At 47.8% G+C, this 17711-nt stretch carries 16 protein-coding genes; 9 read left to right on the top strand and 7 right to left on the bottom strand.

Annotated elements, in window-relative coordinates; translation table 11 throughout:
- Positions 1–41: 41 nt before the first annotated feature.
- Positions 42–2036 carry a M3 family metallopeptidase gene (locus MOX91_RS08405; protein ID WP_370397637.1) on the bottom strand — a complete coding sequence of 665 codons (1995 nt, stop codon included), beginning with the start codon at positions 2034–2036 and terminating at the stop codon, positions 42–44.
- Between the two features lie 46 nt (positions 2037–2082).
- Here MOX91_RS08405 and MOX91_RS08400 point away from each other — a divergent pair, with 46 nt between their 5' ends.
- From MOX91_RS08400 to MOX91_RS08360, 9 genes are all read left to right on the top strand, one after another.
- A complete protein-coding gene (locus tag MOX91_RS08400) occupies positions 2083–3069 on the top strand; it encodes an MDR family NADPH-dependent oxidoreductase (protein ID WP_370397636.1) in 987 nt (328 codons plus the stop codon).
- A gap of 108 nt (positions 3070–3177) precedes the next feature.
- Positions 3178–5571, top strand: a complete 2394-nt coding sequence (locus MOX91_RS08395) for an LPS-assembly protein LptD (protein WP_370397635.1) — start codon at positions 3178–3180, stop codon at positions 5569–5571.
- 2 nt (positions 5572–5573) lie between these two features.
- Positions 5574–6500 carry a segregation and condensation protein A gene (locus tag MOX91_RS08390; protein WP_370397634.1) on the top strand — a complete coding sequence of 309 codons (927 nt, stop codon included), beginning with the start codon at positions 5574–5576 and terminating at the stop codon, positions 6498–6500.
- Entirely contained in the window at positions 6457–6690 is a 234-nt protein-coding gene (locus MOX91_RS08385; protein ID WP_370397633.1) for a hypothetical protein, read from the top strand. The genes MOX91_RS08390 and MOX91_RS08385 overlap by 44 nt, the downstream gene beginning before the upstream one ends.
- Before the next feature lie 35 nt (positions 6691–6725).
- A complete protein-coding gene (locus MOX91_RS08380) occupies positions 6726–8051 on the top strand; it encodes a phosphohexomutase domain-containing protein (RefSeq protein WP_370397632.1) in 1326 nt (441 codons plus the stop codon).
- A gap of 58 nt (positions 8052–8109) precedes the next feature.
- Positions 8110–9549, top strand: a complete 1440-nt coding sequence (locus MOX91_RS08375) for a tetratricopeptide repeat protein (RefSeq protein WP_370397631.1) — start codon at positions 8110–8112, stop codon at positions 9547–9549.
- A 97-nt stretch (positions 9550–9646) separates the two neighbouring features.
- Positions 9647–11281, top strand: a complete 1635-nt coding sequence (locus tag MOX91_RS08370; RefSeq protein WP_370397630.1) for an NAD+ synthase — start codon at positions 9647–9649, stop codon at positions 11279–11281.
- Entirely contained in the window at positions 11271–12545 is a 1275-nt protein-coding gene (gene hemL, locus MOX91_RS08365; protein WP_370397629.1) for a glutamate-1-semialdehyde 2,1-aminomutase, read from the top strand. The genes MOX91_RS08370 and hemL overlap by 11 nt, the downstream gene beginning before the upstream one ends.
- Positions 12546–12547: 2 nt before the next feature.
- The gene (locus MOX91_RS08360; protein WP_370397628.1) at positions 12548–13402 is read left to right on the top strand and encodes a PfkB family carbohydrate kinase; all 855 of its coding nucleotides are present in this window, start codon (positions 12548–12550) and stop codon (positions 13400–13402) included.
- On the opposite strand, the gene MOX91_RS08355 is transcribed toward MOX91_RS08360, so the two are convergent.
- From MOX91_RS08355 to rsmA, 6 genes are read right to left on the bottom strand one after another with little or no spacing between them, the layout of a single operon-like run.
- Positions 13399–13746, bottom strand: a complete 348-nt coding sequence (locus MOX91_RS08355; RefSeq protein ID WP_370397627.1) for a fluoride efflux transporter FluC — start codon at positions 13744–13746, stop codon at positions 13399–13401. The genes MOX91_RS08360 and MOX91_RS08355 overlap by 4 nt on opposite strands.
- On the bottom strand, positions 13728–14093 hold the full coding sequence (locus tag MOX91_RS08350; protein ID WP_370397626.1) for a fluoride efflux transporter FluC: 366 nt from the start codon (positions 14091–14093) through the stop codon (positions 13728–13730). Before MOX91_RS08350 ends, MOX91_RS08355 begins: the two co-directional genes overlap by 19 nt.
- A gap of 1 nt (position 14094) precedes the next feature.
- Complete coding sequence (locus MOX91_RS08345; RefSeq protein ID WP_370397625.1) at positions 14095–15507, bottom strand: O-antigen ligase family protein; 1413 nt, start codon at positions 15505–15507, stop codon at positions 14095–14097.
- A gap of 3 nt (positions 15508–15510) precedes the next feature.
- Positions 15511–16053: a DJ-1 family glyoxalase III gene (locus tag MOX91_RS08340; protein ID WP_370397624.1), complete on the bottom strand. Its 543-nt coding sequence runs from the start codon at positions 16051–16053 to the stop codon at positions 15511–15513.
- A gap of 8 nt (positions 16054–16061) precedes the next feature.
- Complete coding sequence (locus MOX91_RS08335; protein ID WP_370397623.1) at positions 16062–16889, bottom strand: alpha/beta hydrolase; 828 nt, start codon at positions 16887–16889, stop codon at positions 16062–16064.
- The gene (gene rsmA / locus MOX91_RS08330) at positions 16889–17710 is read right to left on the bottom strand and encodes a 16S rRNA (adenine(1518)-N(6)/adenine(1519)-N(6))-dimethyltransferase RsmA (RefSeq protein WP_370397622.1); all 822 of its coding nucleotides are present in this window, start codon (positions 17708–17710) and stop codon (positions 16889–16891) included. Before rsmA ends, MOX91_RS08335 begins: the two co-directional genes overlap by 1 nt.
- Position 17711: the final 1 nt, after the last annotated feature.

Genomic DNA, 17711 nt, shown 5'->3' with positions numbered 1-17711 from the left:
CGACGAACATTTTTTTCGCGTGCCGATTTCCCAAGCCGTTGTCAGCCGATTGTGCGCTTTATGAGGGCGTCGGGGTTCAGGGGGCGTTTCATAAAGTTTTCAAAAGCCTTTTCGGGCGGAACAGACGAGCCTACTTTTAAAATGCAGTCAGCAAAGTCTTTGCCCGTTTGGCGGTTGAAAAGCCCCTCTTTTTCAAAGCGCGTAAAGGCGTCGGCATCGAGGGCTTCCGCCCATTTGTACGAATAATAGCCTGCCGCGTATCCGACGGGGTCGCCGAAGATATGGGTGAAATGCGTTAAAATCGTGCGCGGCGTTTGGGTGTATTTTTGAGTGTATCCTTTTAGTGCTTCCCTCGCTTTTTCTTCGATGTCGCCGTTTAGGAAATCGTCGGGGCGCATATGCAAGTCGAGGTCGATTTTTGCAAACGACAACTGCCTCATGCAGGCTGTTGCCGCCCTGAATTTTCTCGCCCTGTCAAATTTTTCAAAAAGCTCCTCGGGCAGAAGTTCGCCTGTTTTATAGTGCCGCGCGAAAGTGTCGAGAGCCTCTTTTTTATTGCACCAGTTTTCCATTATTTGCGATGGAAGCTCAACAAAATCCCATGCGACGTCGCGGAGCCCGCGCTCTTTGCAATCCATTAAAATGAAATGCAGCAAATGCCCGAATTCATGGAAAAGGGTTGAAAGTTCGTCATGGTTTAGAAGCGACGGCTTGTCTGAGGAGGCTTCGTTGAAGTTTGCCGCGATAAGCCCGAGTTTGGGGGCGTTTTCAGTGTCCTGCTTAAACAAGTTCATCCACGCTCCCGAACGCTTGCCCTTGCGCGGGAAGAGGTCGGCATAAAAAGAGGCTATGTGTTTTTTGTTTTCGTCGAACACGTCAAAGAACATTACTGAGCTATGCCACGACGGCGCTTCGGACTTTTTGATGTCCAGAAGATATAGCGATTTTGCAAGGGAGAACGCGCCCTGTAAGGCGGAGTCGAGGGGTATGTAGGGGCGGAAAGACTCGGAGTCGAAATCGTATTTTTCCTTGCGCATGTTTTCCGCGTAAAACGCTCCGTTCCAAGGTTCGATTGGGCTTTTTTTGGCAAAGTTTTCAATTTCTAAAATGTCTTTTTTGAAGGAGGATTCGATTTTGCCGCGCAGGTCTTCGACAAAATTTAACGCCGTTTTTCCGTTTTTAGCCATTCGCGAATTTAGCACATAGTCCGCGAAATTTTTGTTGCCGAGAAGCTCCGCCTTTTTGTTGCGTATTTCTATTATTTCCCGCATTATCTGCGTGTTGTCGAACTCTCCGCTTGCGCAAAGTTCGGAGTACGCTCTCCAGAGTTTTTTGCGAAGATTTTCATTTTTGCAGTGGCTCATTACGGGAGCAAAAATTGGGGCGTCGAGCGTGATTAAATAGCCATCGAGCTTCTTGGCTTCGGCTTTCTTTCGCGCGAGTGAAAGCGCGCTTTCGGGCATTCCGTCAAGCTCTGATTTGTCGAGAACATTAAGTTCGAATGCGTTTAGGGCGTCGAGTGCGTTTTCGGAAAATTTGCGCGTAAGAGACGATAGTTTTGCGTCGAGTTCGCGCAGTTTTTCTTTCCCTTCGGGGGGTAAATTTGCGCCGTTTTCGACAAAATCCCTCACTGTTTCGTCCAATAGGATTTTTTCTTCCCCCTCGAATTTGACGCCCGAATCCCTGACAATTTTTATTTTTTCCCAGAGTTTTGCGTTTATGCAGATTGAGGAGGAGAAGTCCGAAACTTCCGCGTCGCGCCTGTTCAAAACTTCGCGCATTTCGGGGGTGGACGAAACCGATTCAATGTGGTTTGCGATATTCCATACTTCGTCAAGCAGGGTTGAAGAATTGTCGAGGGCGCGTATTACGTTTTCGAAGTTTGTTTCGCTTTGCGGAAGTTCTTCGATTTTTGAAATGTTTTGGCGCGCTTTATCCAGCGCAAAAGTTATGGCTTCGTCTGCCGCTTCGGGCGTCATTAAATTGAAGTCGGGTGGGAAAATATTTGATAAAAACGGATTATTTTCTTTATTCATTGTTTTAAATTTAGTAGGTTTCCCGCCGATAAATCAAGAGATTTTTATGAAAACAATAAGGGCAGTTCACAGGGCGTACGGTGTTCCGTGCGAAGTTTTAAACGCGGAAGAGGTTGAGATAGGAAGTCCCTCATCCGGGCAGGTCTTGGTAAAGCTTCTCAGGGCTTCGGTAAATCCGTCCGACATGGGAATGATTGGCGGCTCTTACGGCAGGCTGAGGGAACTTCCCGCAATCGCAGGGCGAGAGGCGGTCGGCGAGGTTGCGGAAGTTGCTGATGGAGTCCAAAATGTGAAAGTTGGCGACATCGTGCGCATTCCCGAAGAGCCGGGGGCTTGGTCGCAATACACAATATGCGATGCCAAAGACTTAATGGTTCTTCCGAAGGGGCTTGATTTGGACATGCTTGCGATGTCGTTTGTAAATCCCCCGACCGCTCTTTTGATTTTGGAGGAATTTTGCGAATTAAAGGCGGGGGACTGGGTAATTCAAAACGGGGCGGGTTCGGCGCTCGGGTATTTTATGATTCAAATGTGCCGTCTGCGCGGAATAAAAACCATAAATCTTCTGCGGAACGCAAAGTCGAAAGAGGCAGACTTGAAGGCAATCGGGGCAGACATCGTAATTGACGAATCTGAATTTGACGCAAAGAAATTAAAAGATTTGACGGGCGGCGGGCTTCCGATTTTGGGGCTTAACCAGATAGGGGGAACAAGCGTTTCAAATATGATTAAGGCGATGGGGTTCGGTGGCACAATCGCGACTGTCGGCGCAATGACTTCCGAACTTGTGCGCTTCCCGACAAGGTTTTTGATTTTTAACGACTTGCGTCTCAGGGGCTTTTGGTGGGACAAGTGGCAGCGCACCCATTCAAAAGAGCAAAAAGACGCGGTTTTCGCCAAAATTTTCAAGATGATTGAAGATGGCTCGCTTCGCGCTCCCGTCGATAAAATATATCCGCTTTCACAGATAAAAGACGCCATGAAGAGGGCGGCGGAAGGCGGAAGAAAGGGCAAGGTTTTGTTGTCGTTTTAAAAATTTTTGCAAAATCGGCGTTCTTTTAATGGAGCGCCGTTTTTTTTTGCGTGCAGCAAGTCAAATAAAAAGCTTGTTTTAGGGGGAATTTTCTTTAAATTTCAACATGTGAATTTTTATAATGTTAAAAAATTGTCGATAGCGGCGTTTGCGCTGTCTTTTGCGAATGCGTGCGGGCTGTTTGCAAAAGACGCTGAAAACAGTTCAGATGTGCAGCTAAAAAACGCCGACGCTGGAGTTTCAGAAGTAAGGGAGCTTGAAAAAAAATTTCAGGAGACGGAAGCTGAGCGCATTGAAGCTCAAAAACAGAAGAGGCGCGAGTTTTTTTGGGAAAGCGAAAAGCGCAGGCAGGCGGAGCTTGAAAAGCGTCTGGAGGAAGAGCGCAAGTTAAAGAGCCGCAAATACAAGCATTCCATATTGTCGGGCTTGAAAGGCTCCGCGCCCGAACTTGTCGCCGACAGCCCCATCGACTATGATGTCGAAAGCGGGAAGGTTGTGGCGAAAAACAACGCAAAGCTTTCGGACGGAAATTTTGAAATAGTTGCCGATAAAATCGAATTCAACTCCAAGACGGGAAAAGCGGGGGCTTTCGGCAATGTCGCAATTTCACAGGAAAATGTAAGGCTTCTTTCCAACGAAATTTCAATCGACACCAAAACCAACGATTTTTCCGCCAAGTACACGCGCTTCGGCTTTGCCCCATTGTTTGCCGAAATACAGTCGGCTTCGACGGAGTCAAAATCAAAAGACGACAAGAAAATCAAGGCAAACGACGCGGTTTTCTATGTCGGCGAGCCGTCGTTTTTGTCCTTAAACGTCAAGGGCGGGGAATTCAGCTATGATTCAGAGCGCGATTATGTCGAGCTTAAAGACGCGTATTTGCGCTTGGGCGACATTCCGTTTATGTATGTTCCCTATTACGGGCAGTACGGCTTGGACTTGCCGCCGATAATCCTGCAAACGAGGGTAGGCTACAACGACGATTTCGGATTCAAGTGGCAAAACACCGTCTTGTATTCCGGGCTTGGGCATATTGCTCCCGGAATGCTCCTTGACTTGTATTCAAAGCGCGGAGTGCTTGTGGGACCCGCCGCAAGCATAAACTACAAAAGCTCCCTGATAACTTCGAAGGGCGAGATAATTTCAGGCTACATAAAAGACCAGGCAAGTTCGGGCATTTTAAATTCAGGTCTGACTGCCGGCGAAACATTGTCGCGCGACAGGTATTTCATCGACTTAAAAAACATCACTCGCTTTGACGAAAAACTTTCGCTTACCACCGTTTTGAACTATTGGAGCGACAGGTATGTCATGCGCGATTTCCGCGAGTCGATTTTTGACGAGGACCAGGAGCCCGATAATTTTGCGGAATTTGTTTATGCGGGCGAAACTTACAACGCTTCCGTTTTCACGCGCTTTTTGCCGAATTCCTGGGAGCATACAGTGCAGAGGCTTCCCGAGGCGAGAATTGATTTTGCCCCGCGACGTTATGAGCCTCTTGGCGTTTACTACAATTTTTACGCTTCCATGGGCTATTACAAGGAAAAGTTTGAAGACTCTGTTTTTGAAACGCGCGACGATACCCGTTTTGATTCGTATTTCGGCGTTTCAAGACCCGTAAACCTTTCGTCATGGGCGTCTTTTACGCCTCTTGCGGGAGTCCGCCTCACCCATTACAACAATACCGTCGGCGCGGGCGACTCTTACTGGCGCGCGGTGGGGCAGGTCGGCTTTGACGCGCAAATGCAGGCGTGGGGGCTTTGGCAAATACGCAGCAAAACTCTCGGTCTGGACGGGCTTCGCCACAGCCTGCGCCCGATTATGCAGTATCGCTACATTCCCAATGCCGAAGACGGCAAAAAGCGCATTGAAACCATCGATAGTCTTTACTACGACACCCATCCGTCTGTTCTCGACTTGGGGCTTATGCGCAATGTTGACGACCTTTACAATACCAACACTCTGAGAGTCGGCATCGAAAACGTGTTTGAGACAAGAAGCGGCAAATACGGCTCCCGCGAAGTCGCGCGCCTCAATTTCTATCAAGATTTCAACTTCGACAGGCAGCCCTACATAACCGACCATTTGAGGAAGTACTCTTACTCCGATTTCTACATTCAAGCTTCCGTTTCCCCGTCAGAGTGGCTCAATATTGCAAACTATACCCGCGTAAACGCAAATAACGGCGACATTGCGGAAACCAATTCGTACATTGAACTCCACGATTCCGACGCCTGGCGAATTGCGTTTGGCAACATATATCTTCAAAACGACATCAACCAGTATTATTTGCACGCGGAATTGCGCCTGACTGAAAATTACAAGCTCTTGGGCAGATGGCATTACGACTATAAGCACAGCCGATTTACCGACCAAGTTTACTCTTTGTGGACGCGCGTCGGCAATTCCTGGGCTGTCGAGTACCGAGTTTCTGTAAAGGAAGGCTCCAAGCGCGAAAACTCGCTAAGCCTTGGCGCAAACGTCAGATTTTTATCGTACTGATTATGGAGGAATTTGTACCTGAAGACGGAATTTTGGGTTCGGCGGGTGAAATGCTTGTAAAGTTGCCCGTCTTTGAAGGACCTTTGGACCTGCTTCTGTTTCTAATCCGCAAAAATGAAATCGACATTTACGATATTCCCATTGAGCAGATTACAAGGCAGTATTTGGCGGTTTTAAGGGCCATGAAAAACCTCTCGCTTGACATCGCGGGCGAATTTTTCGTGATGGCGGCGACTTTAATGTACATAAAAAGCCGAATGCTTTTGCCGACCGACGAGCGCGCCAAACAGGCGCAGGAGGAGGACGACGGCGACATAGACCCGCGTTGGGAGCTTGTAGAACAGCTTTTGGAATACAAAAAGGTGAAGCAGGGCGCGATGCTCTTGGAAGACATGATAGATGTTCGCCAAAACTGTTTGCCGCGAATTTGTAAACAAAAAGACGCGTCGGAGCTTTCAAGACCCTTGAAAAACTCCGACAGAATAGAGATTTGGAACACGTTTAACAATGTCTTGCGCCGCCTTGCAGAAAAGCTTGTCGAAGGCGAGATTGTCGGCGAACAGGTGTCGGTTGCGGACAGAATGGAATTTATATTGAATTTGGAAGGCGAAGAATTTTGCTTTTCAAAGCTGTTTGAAAAGGGCAAGACAACAATATCGCTTTTGGTTGCGACTTTTCTTGCGGTTTTGGAGCTTACGCGCCTGCGCAGGTTAGACATATCGCAGGGAGATGTTTTCGGGGAAATCTATTTTAAAAAGCTTCCCGAACACGCCGCATTGGAGCAAAACACGGTGCGGGAAAATTCTCCCGAACTCAATTTGGACGACTGGGAAGGCGATGCCGCAGAAGGCGAACCTGAAATTTCAGAGGAGGACGAATATTTTTATGGCAAACAAAAAACGCGCCCATCTAATTGGCTTGGGGCTTGATTCTGACGGGGAAAAGCGCATAACCCAAGCGGAAAAGTTTTCGATTGTCGGAGGCACGGAAGAAACGCACGAAAAAATGACGGAAACCGTGATGAAAACTTTTGAGGACTTGAAGCGCAAGGGCAGGGAACTTGAAGAGACCAGCCCGAAAGAACTCGGCGACTTGCTCTATAAAAACATGCCGAGGTGATTTTTTTCGGGTAAATAATATACTTTAAAACGCATATGAAATATTTTGGAACAGACGGAATTCGCGGCGAATACGGCGGCGAGCATGTAAACGAGGCTTTCTTTGAAGGTTTGGGCGCGGCAGTTTCGGCGCATTTGCAGGGAAAAATCAAGGGCAGGCTTCCGAAAATTGCGATAGCGGGGGACACGCGATTTTCTTCGGAGCCGTTGAAAGCCGCGTTTTGTAAAGGATTGCGCGGGGTGGAGGTTGCCGATTTCGGCGTCGTCCCCACTCCCGCCTTGGCGTTCGGCGTATTGAAAGAAAAGGCGGACTTCGGCGTAATGATTACCGCAAGCCATAATCCTTACACCGACAACGGCATAAAGTTTTTTGACGAAAACGCCCGAAAGGCAAGCGACGAGGCGCAGGAGCAAATCGAGAAATTCTTTGACGAAAAAATTTCGGGCAGCGGCGCGGAAGCTTCCGTGAAAAAAGTTGACATGAAATCGCATTACATTGCGAAAATGGGTTCGATTTTGCCTAAGGGGTGTTTGAAGGGGCTTAAAATCGCCCTTGACTGCGCAAACGGCGCGACTGCCGGAATTTCGGGCGAGGTTTTGCGCGGATACGGCGCGGAAGTTGTTGAAATAGGAATTTCTCCTGATGGGAAAAACATAAATTGCAATATCGGAAGCGAGCACCCCGAAGCTTTGGCGCGCCTTGTGAAAGATTCGGGGGCTTTCATAGGGCTTGCGCACGACGGCGATGGCGACAGGCTCGTTGTCTGCGATGAAAATGCCAACAAAATTGCGGGAGAGTGCGTAATGGGTTTGATTGCCATTGAAGCGTCGCGCCAAAACGCATTGAAGGGCGGCGCGATTGTTACGACTATTCAAAGCAATGTCGGTATGGACGAATCTTTGAAAAAACGCGGCGTGGAAGTTTTCAGAAGCGGCGTCGGCGACAGGCTTGTGATGAGGCTTATGCTTGAAAAGGGCTGTGAAATCGGCGGCGAAAATTCAGGGCATTACATTTTTATGGATATTTCCCCGTGCGGAGACGGACTTGCCGCTGCTGTCAAGCTGCTATCGACGCTCCTTTGCCTGAAAATAAAGGTTTCTGAAATGAGCGGAGTTGTAAGCCTTTATCCGTCAATTCAAAAGGCGTTGAAAGTCGCCCGCAAAACCCCGATTTCGGAAACTCCGACGCTCTCGAAAACCGTTGAAAAAATCGAAAGGGAAATGTCGGGCAATGGCAGGGTTTTGATAAGATATTCGGGTACGGAAAACAAAATCCGCCTTCTCGTCGAGGGCAAAGATTCGGCTCTTAATGAAAAATCCATGGCGGAATTGGTAAAATCTGTCGAAAATGACTTGCAGTAGCCGAAGAAATGGTCTATCCTAAAATTTCAATTTATATTTAAAACATATCTATTTTATTATGTCCGAAGAAAGAAAAGAACTAAACGGCGGTGTTGAAACGCTTTTAAAAGACATCGACCCCCGCTTTATCAAACAGTTGAACACTGCCCAATCTTCCATTGAAAAAGGCAGCCCCGATTACGCTTTAAATGTTTGCCAAAGCATTCTTGCAAAGTATCCCGCCTGCTCGGAAGTGCGCAAGATTTTGCGTTTGGCGCAGAGGAAAGCCGCGGGCAAGCCAAATCCCATAAAGAATCTAACGGGCGTTTTTTCGGGCGCGGTTTTTGCGGTTAAGGCGTCGTCGCTTTCAAAGAAGGGCGACATTGCGGGAGTTTTGGCTGAAGGCGAAAAACTTTTGATGGCGAACCCCTACAACGTATCCGTTTTGAACGCAATGGCGGGCGCGGCAGAAAAGGCGCAGTATTGGTCAACCGCGGCTGTATGCTACCAGCACATAGCCGACGTCTCCCCGAAAAACACTAAGAATTTGATGGCTTGGGGCAGGGCTCTCGTAAAGAGCCTTAATCCCGACGACGCAATGAGGGTCGGCGAAACCATTTTGCGCTCCGAACCCTCAAACGGCGACGCCCAAAACTTGATGCGCGAAGCTTCCGTCGTGAAGACCATGCTTAAGGAAAAGTGGGAGGAAGAAGGCGACTTCCGCACTAAAATCAAGGATGCAGACGAAACCGTGAACCGCGAAGCTGAAAACCGCATCGCAAACGACGAGGAAACCTTGCAAAACATGGTCGAGCGCGAAAAGAAGCAGCTTGAAAGCGATCCCGAAAACATCAATTTGTATCGCGACGTTGCCCAGCATTTGCGCGCCTTGAAGCGTTTTGGCGAAGCTTTGGAATTTATCAAAAAAGCGCGCACCTTGCCCATGGGTCAGGCAGACACGACTTTGGAAAAGCTCGAGCAGGACTTGGTTTTGAGCGATATGGACATGCGCATATCTTCCGTAAAGGAAAAACTCGACGCAAATCCGGACGACGCGGATGCGAAAAAGGAATACGAAGCCTTGAAAAAGGAAGAGCATGCCTTCCGCTTGGAAAACGCAAAGCGCATGGTTGAACGCTACCCGAACGACTTTAATTTCCGCTTCAACTTGGGGCAGTTGCTCCTTGAAGATGGCGACTTGGACGGAGCAATCGCGCAGTTCCAGCTTTCCCAGCGTAATCCGAAAGTGCGCGCGCTTTCTCTGCTTGGCTTGGGCAGGGCTTTTATCGGCGGCAAAAAGTACGACCTCGCGGTGGACCAGCTCATTACCGCAAAGAAGGAAAGCCTTACCATGAACGACGCCAAAAAGGAAATCATCTACGAGCTTGCGAGCGCGTACGAATTGATGAACAATCCCGAAAAGGCGTTTATCGAATACAAGGAAATTTATTCGAGCGACATCGGCTACAAGGACGTTGCGGCAAAAATCAACGCCTACTACGAGTCCCGCAACAAGTAAAATTTCCAATTTCTCCAACCCCTGTTTTTGCAGGGGTTTTTTTGTGCAAATTATAAGCTTGAAGAACGGCTTTCGATGTTAGAAAGTAATTTTATCCATGAAAATAGGGATAGCACAAATAAACACTACAACGGGAGATTTTGAAGGCAACTCCCGTAAAATTTTGGATGCGGCAAAGTTGCTCAAAGAAAGAGGGGCTGATTTTGCGATTTTTCCCGAGCTTGCGCTATCGGGGGCGTTTCCCAAAGATAAAACCAAGTCTTCACAATTTATCAAAAAAAACGCCGAATATTTGGAGCTTCTTGCAGGCAAACTCGAAATTCCCTCTTTTGTGGGCTTTGTGCGCAAGTCTGAAAAGGCGGTCGGGGCGTACAACTGCCTCGCGTTTATTTCCGGCGGCAGGGTTGTTAGCTTATACGACAAGTGCCTCTTGCCAAACTACGGGATTTTTGAAGAGCCGCGCAATTTCGACGCGGGCGAAAAAGTCGGGGTTGTGGAACTAAACGGCAAGAAAATCGGGCTTACTATTTGCGAGGATATTTGGAGCCTTGACGCGGAGACTGCGCCGCGGTATGCCGATAGAAATCGCCCCGTTGACATGCTCAAAGCGGAAAATTGCGACTTGGTTATAAATGTCGCGGCTTCGTTATGGTCGCCGAAAAACGAGGCGGCGAGGCTTAAACTTTTGGAAAATCTCGCCAAAGAATTGAACGCTCCTGTTGCTTTTTGCAATTTGGTGGGATGCAACGACGAAATGGTATGCGCGGGTTTTAGCGCGGTTTTGTCGGCGCAGGGAAAGTACTGCGGCGTATTAAAAAAATTCGGTGAGGATTTTGCGGTTTTCGACACTGAGAATTTAAGGGAAACGGAGATTTCGCAATTTGACGAGACTGCGGAGCTTTACTCCGCGCTAAAAATGTCGCTTGGCGATTTCGTGAGAAAAAGCGGCTTCAAGAAAGTCGCCTTGGGGCTTAGCGGCGGCATTGACTCCGCGCTGGTTGCCGCGATTGCCGCAGACGCGCTCGGCGGGGAAAATGTAATAGGCATTTCTCTTCCGTCCAAATTTTCAAGCGGGCACAGCGTGCGCGACGCCGAGGACTTGGCGAAAAATCTGAATTTGCGCTACGACAAAATCTCCATAGCGGGAGTTGTCGCGGAAGCCGAAAAGGCGCTTGAAAAAATATTCGCGGGTTTGGAAAGGGACGTGACTGAGGAAAATTTGCAGTCCCGCGCAAGGGGGCTTTTGATGATGGCAATTTCAAACAAGCTTGGCGCGATGGTTCTTGCGACGGGCAACAAGAGCGAATGCGCCGTCGGCTACTGCACTCTTTACGGCGACACTTGCGGGGGCTTTGCCCCGATAGCCGACGTCTATAAGACAGATGTGTTTAAGCTCGCAAGGTATGTCAATAAAGACGGCGAAAAAATTCCAGAAAACACGATTTTAAAGCCGCCGTCGGCAGAGCTTCGCCCCAATCAAAAAGACAGCGACTCCCTCCCGGAATACGATGTTTTGGACTCCATTTTGAGGCTTTACATCGAGGGGAACTTGTCGGTTTCGGAAATCGAAAAAATGGGCTTTGCAAGGGAAGTCGTAGAGGACGTGGTGCGAAAATTCGAACGTTCGGAGTACAAGCGCAGGCAGTTGCCGCCCGCTCCGCGCCTTACAATCTCGTCTTTTGGAAACGGCAGAAGAGTTGCATTGACAGACAGGAAAAGCTATGAATTCTGAAAATCTTTTTGGAGAATGCAAAAAAATCATTCCCGGCGGCGTAAATTCCCCCGTCAGGGCTTTTGGCGGAGTTGGCGGAACGCCGTTTTTTACGCGCAGGGCGGACGGCTGCCTAATCAAGACCGAGGACGGAAAAACCCTAATTGATTTTGTGTGTTCATGGGGCCCCGCGATTTTCGGGCATAACAACGCCCGCATAAAAAACGCCATAATGAACGCATTGGAAAACGGGACGAGCTTCGGGACTCCGTGCGCGAGGGAGCTTGAAATGGCGCGCCTCATAACTTCGATGGTTCCATGTGCTGAGATGGTGCGCATGACAAATTCGGGAACGGAATCGACGATGAGCGCGGTGCGCCTTGCGAGGGGATTTACCAAGAGGGATAAAATCGTTAAGTTTTCGGGTTGCTACCACGGGCATGTTGACAGCCTTCTCGTGATGGCGGGCAGTGGCGCAATCACTTTCGGCACTCCCAATTCCGCAGGGATACCAAACGACTTTGCCCGCCTTACAATCGTATTGCCTTTCAATGATTTGCAATCCCTTGAAAATTGCTTCAAAGCACAGGGTAGCGAGATTGCGGCTGTCATTTTAGAGCCGTTTCCCGCAAACGTAGGTCTTATTTTGCCAAAGAAAAACTATCTCGAAAAACTGCGCATGCTGTGCTCGGAATACGGGGTTGTTTTGATTTTTGATGAAGTGATAACGGGGTTCAGGCTCTCTTCGGGCGGTGCTCAAAAGCTTTTGGGCATAACTCCCGACTTGTGCGCTCTCGGCAAAATAATAGGCGGCGGGCTTCCCGTAGGGGCTTTTGCTGGTAAGCGCGAAATTATGGAGCATCTTTCGCCAAGCGGAGACGTCTATCAGGCGGGAACTCTGAGCGGAAATCCGCTTGCGATGGCGGCAGGCGCGGAAGCTCTTAAAATGTTGAAGGAGCTTAATCCGTACGCGGAATTGAAGTCGAAGGCGGATTTCATTGTTTCGGCGTTGAAAGGCGCGGCAAAAGAAAAGGGAATTGCCCTGCAAGTCCCGCAGGCGGAATCTCTTTATTCGGTGTTTTTCAACGATGAGGAAGTATCAAATTACGACATTGCAATGCGCTCTTCCACAAAGCTTTATGCAAAATTTTTCAACAAGTGTCTCGAAGGCGGAGTTTACATCGCCCCTTCCGCTTTTGAAGTAAGCTTTATGAGCCTTGCGCATTCGAAGGAATATTTGGAGCGCGCGGCGGAAGTCATGGTCGGAGCATTAAAGTCCCTTTAAAAATGCCTAAAATCTTTACGCTCACTTGCAATCTTCTCGCCCAGCACACTCTCGATTTCAAAGAGATTAGGTTTGGGGAGGTAAACCGCGCGCAAGCTTCAGAATTTTGCGTGGGGGGCAAGGGCGTGAATGTGGCGGCGGCTCTTTTGAAGTTCGGATTAGACGCGACTGCCGTTATTTTTTCGGGCGGAAGGACGGGCGAGCGGTGCGGGGATTTTTTGTCTGAAAAAGGCATAAAATTTTTGCCGGTAAAGACTGCTTTTGAAACTCGCTCGGGATTTGTGTGCAGGGACGAAAATTCGGAGACTTCGTTTTTTACAAAAGACGCGCTCTTGACAGACGCGGATTTTGGAATTGCGATGTCGGAAATCTCAAAGCGCGCGGAAAGCGGAGACATACTGGCTCTTTGCGGAAGCGTTCCGAATTGGACAAATGCCAAGTTTTCCGCGCTGAAAGCCCTGGTTGAAAAAACTAAAATGCGCTTTGTTTGCGACACTTACGGAGAGCCATTAAAAGATTTGTTTTTTGAAAAATCGGAAATTTTAAAAGTCAACGCCGATGAAATTCGCGCTTTTTCCGCTTCTTCGTTTTGCGAGTTAAATGCCAAGACAAAGGCGGCGTTTTTCGGTGTTACAAACGGGGCGGAGACTGCCTATGCCGGCATTGGCGCAAAAACGGAAACGTTTATCCCTCGAAAAATCCACGGCAGGGTTTTTGCGACAGGCTGTGGAGACTTGGTTTTGGCTTGCCTTATAAAAGCTCTCGCTGAAAAAGGGGAGTGCGGTTTTTCGGACTTCCGAAGCGCAATGGATTTTGCTTCGGAATGCGCTTCTCAAAAAGGAATTTTCGGTTTTTAGACGGAACTTAAAACCGCGCAGACGCCCGCAAGAATTGCAAATGTCGAAAAAACGTATATTGCTGACAGTGTAAATTCTTTTTCTTTTATCATTTTGCAGACTTGGAAGGCGAAGCTTGAAAATGTGGAAAAAGCCCCGCAAAATCCCGCCGCAAGAAGCGCGGATAATTCGGAATTTAAATTGGCGTTTGCAATCAAAACGGCAAGCAATGCGGAAGATAAAATGTTTGAAAGCAGGGTTCCGCACGGGAATTTTTTGTCAAGCTTAGATGAAAGTACATACCTTAGCGCGCTTCCCGCCGCGCCTCCGATTGCGCACATAAAAGTCAAGACTGCCGTTTGCATAAGATGCCTTTCTTTTTTGCGAGAAATTCTCCGCAGAAAACCGCAATAACGCAGAGCGTCAAATTTAAAAAAGCAAACACTGCGGCTTCAAAAAACGAAGTTTCCGATATTTTGCAAAAGAATGCCGCAAAGCCTGAAAAAGTTGTAAGACCGCCGCAAAATCCTGATGTAATTGCGGTTTTTATGTTTTTGTCCTTTATGAATGCGCTTGCAAATCCGAAAATAAGCGAGCCTGAAACGTTTATCGGCAATATTAGAAACCCAGATGCGGCTTCGAGGCACAGAAAGCGGATTGCGGCTCCCAATGCCCCGCCAAGCGACGCAAACAAAACAGGGGGCAATTGCATTTTAAATGATTTCCGAATTTCCCCAGGCGATTATGGAGCCTGACAAAATCCAGAAGCTGATTATTACTGACGGGCTTAAAAACGGTGTCGAAACAAAGGAAAGCGCGGCAAGCACTGCAACGGGCACAAGCATTATCGCCTGCGACTTGCTTATGCCGAATTTTGCAAAAATGTAAATAAAAAGGAGAATAGGCATTGAGGCAATCATTGCAATTCCCAAAAATCCGTATTCCAAAAACGCTTTAATGATGTCGGAAGAAGCCTTGTTATGGGCGATATTTTCTATGTCGTCTCCCTGTCTTATCGCCATTACGTTTTGAAAGCTTCCTCCTCCCCAGCCGAAGAGCTGTTTTTCCAATGCGGCGTCCATCGCATCGGCGTCCAACTTTTTAAGCTCCGCTCTTTCGGGCGCGTTTTGGAAATCCATTGCGGGCTTTGCGGAGAAAGCGCAAAGCGCAATCGAACACGCCGCCATTATGATATAAATCGCGGCAGGGGTTGACGCTTTAAGCATTGTGCCGAACGAATGGTCAATGAGGCGTTTGTTGTGCCGCCTTAAATTTGATTTTGTCGGGAAAACGTCAAAAGTGTAAACTACAAAAATAAAAGCCGCTGTCGCATATATGAAAGGCTTGAAAAACTCGCTTGAAGTGTAAACCGACACCGCAAAAAGAAAAATTGAGCCAAGCATGATTAAAAACCTCAGGCTTCCGAAAAGATTTTGAAAGCTGAACCTCTGGAATGTGTAAATGCCCGACGCAAGCAACGCGCTTGCCCAAATGTAGGCGTAAAACGAAAACTCCGTCTTGTCTGCGAAAGTGAAGAATGCAAAGTCAGTGTAAATCCTTTTCACTGCAGGAACGTCGAGGGCGTACAGTGCGTCCAATATAAGCCCGATTGCGGAAAACAAAACAACGCCCGCCGCGCAACACATAAGCATTGTCTTTATTACGAAGCGCGATTTTGTTATTATGAAAATCGAGAACGCGGCAAAGCATGATGAAAGTACTACGATGTTGTCTGACACTGCATCGAAAAACGACGTCGCCGCGCTTGTAAAGAGATTTTGCGAATTTTCCAAAACCATGCGCAATGCTTCTATTTGCTCAAAGTTTGTGTAGGCAATAGACGGCGTGAAAAATCTGTATATTGCGATTACCGAGGCAATAATGACGGGAAGAACGCATACCGCGTATTTTGTCCGCGAAAAGTCGGGGGCGTCAATCCAGTTTATCGGATAGGTAAACACATTTATCGGGGCGATTATCCCAAGCGAAAATATGAGGCTTAACGCGGTTGCGCCACTGCCGCCGAAAAACATTGCGGGCAAAAGCGACATTGCAACTATGTTGAAAATAAGAATGCGCTCATTTATGTAGCGCGTTGATTTTAAAATTACGTCTTCGTCGAGCATGGCTTAAAAACAAATTGAATTTGCGATGTCTTTTGCGATTTTTTCTGACAGCAACGTTTTTACGATTTCAAGCGAAAATTGTATAGCTGTTCCAGCTCCCCTTGAAGTTATGGCGTTTTTGCTTGAAACAACATCTTTGCCTTTTTCGAGATGCTCCGAAAGTTCCGCTTCTTTTGAAGTGTGGCAGGCGCAGGTCTTTCCAACGAGCGCGCCCGCGTTTTTCAGCACGGTCGGCGCGGCGCAGATGGCGGCCACTATGCGGTTTGCAAGGTCGTGCTTTTTTATGAAATCGAGCAAGTCTTTATTTAAGGAGACGTTCGCAGTGCCGGGACCTCCCGATATTATTACGGCGTCGAAGGTGTCGTTTTTTATTTCGGAAAAGAGCTTGTCTGCAACGAGTTTTATGCCGCTTCTTCCCGCAGTTTCGAGTTCGCCGTTCATTGTGGCAACGCACACGCTTATTCCTGCGCGCCTTAAAATGTCGATTGGCGCGGTCGCCTCGATTTCCTCAAAATTTTCAAAAATAATTACAGCTGCGCTTTTCATAAGGCAAATTATTGTTTTGATTTAATACTTGCATTTATAGCGTTTTCGACGTTCGGGTCGAGAGTATTTGCAAAGTTTTTTATGCCGCCAAAAAAGGCTTTGGGCGCGGAATAGGGAATATCGTAGTGTCCCGCGCCTTTTATTGAAATCAGATATTTCGGGCAAGACGCCTTTTCATAAAGAATTTCAGCGTTATGGTATCTTACAATACAATCTTTTGTGCCGTGGAAAATCAAGACCGGGCAGGGCAGATTGGCGATTTTTTTCGCATTGTTTAGCATGTCCCACGGGAAGATGTTTACCGGCAGCTGGGTTTGGAACGCGGAGGCAAATCCGCCCATCAAAATCAAGGCTCGCGGCTTGTGTTTTGAGGCGATGTATGAACTTGGCGCAGAGCCCATCGAGTATCCGAAAATAATGATTTTGTCCTCGGGCACGTTTTCAGTTTTTACGAGATGCTGCCATGCTGTTTCTGCGCAGATTTCAATGTTTTTGGCAGATGATTTCAAGGTGCTTTGCCCGTAGCCGAAGTAGTCGTAGGCAAAAACCGAAAAGCCGAGGTTATACAGGTTTTCAAGCTTTTTTTCGATTTCGCCCAAGTCTTCCCCGTTGCCGTGCGAAAACAAAATTGTGTATTTTGCGTTTGGGTTTTTCAAAAACACCGTGCAGATTTTACCTCCGTTCGGAGCATCGATTATCCTGTATTTTTCGGACAATTCGTAAGATGGTTTCGGGGCGGGGAATGCTATTTTGTCCGCGAGAAAATACGCAGCAATCATCAGTATAAAATAAAATGACGCCGCAAAAGCCAAAATTTTTATGATAATATGCAACATTACTTATCGAGTTTGCGCCATAGCTCCGGCGCGATTGTTTCGGGGCGGTCGGAGGGCTTTATTTCGGGCATGTTTTCAAGCCACTTTAATGCGCGTTCGTCTTTCAAGTCTTTGAGTATGGAAAAAATCTGCTTGCGCCTGCGCGAGAATATCTTGCGTATCAGTTCCTTTGTTTCGCTTTTAAAAACGAAAGGCGTTTCCAGAATTTCAAGCGCAAGCAAAACGGAATCGACATTCGGGCGCGGGTGGAAGCAGGAAGCCGAGACTTTATGGGCGCATTTTACCTTGTATGCCGAATTTAGGAATATGGAAATCGGCGAATATTCGCTTGATGAATTTTTTGCGGTAAAGCGCATTGCCGCCTCTTTTTGCAGCATCAGCGTCATTTTTTGCGGAAGATTTCCCGAAAGCACTTTTTCAAGCCAAATCGTACTGATTGCGTAGGGGAGGTTTGCCACTATTTTATAGTTTTTTGCCTCTTTCGGAAGGGCGGCAAGCGGGTGTTCCACGGCGTCGCCCCAAATAAGGTTTAAGTTTGGGCAGTCTTTGAAAGTTTCGGCGATGTGCGCATGCAGGCGTTTATCAAGCTCTACGGCATAGACATTTGCGCCCTCGTTTAAGAGCGCGCCCGTCAATGTTCCAAGCCCGGGGCCCACTTCAACTACTAAATCTCCCTTTTTTATCTCAGCAAGCTCTAATGATTTCCTTACGATGTTTGCGTCTATTAGAAAATTCTGCCCAAGCTTCTTTACGGGGGAATGCCCGATTTCCCGCAGAATGGAAGTAGTTTTCGATGGCGAAAGCTGTCCGTTAAAATCCATT

It is taken from the genome of Intestinicryptomonas porci (genome assembly GCF_033971905.1).
In the GTDB taxonomy this organism is placed as follows: domain Bacteria; phylum Verrucomicrobiota; class Verrucomicrobiia; order Opitutales; family Intestinicryptomonadaceae; genus Intestinicryptomonas; species Intestinicryptomonas porci.
This window is presented reverse-complemented; position numbering and strand designations above follow the sequence as displayed.